Here is a 316-nt window from a genome sequence, read left to right on the forward strand (position 1 = left end):
GACGCACCCGCCGGTGATCGAACTGTCGGCGATGCTCGCCGAAGTCACGCCCGCGGGCTTCAATCACTTCTTCTATTGCAACAGCGGCTCGGAAGGCAACGACACCGTGCTGCGTCTCGTGCACCAGTACTGGCGCGTGCAGGGCAAGCCGCAGAAGAAGTTCGTGATCTCGCGCAGGAACGGCTATCACGGCTCGACGATCGCCGGCGGCACGCTCGGCGGGATGGGCTACATGCACGAGCAGATGCCGTCGAAGGTCGAGAACATCGTGCACATCGACCAGCCGTATTTCTTCGGCGAAGCGCAAGCCGGCGAA

General features: G+C 63.0%; 1 protein-coding gene. It reads left to right on the forward strand.

Annotated features, from left to right (window positions below):
- Positions 1 to 316, forward strand: a 316-nt coding sequence (locus tag U4Z31_RS37055) for an aminotransferase class III-fold pyridoxal phosphate-dependent enzyme (protein WP_321813010.1), incomplete at both ends; no start/stop codon positions are given.

This window comes from Burkholderia sp. BCC1985 (assembly GCF_905339915.1).
GTDB lineage: Bacteria > Pseudomonadota > Gammaproteobacteria > Burkholderiales > Burkholderiaceae > Burkholderia.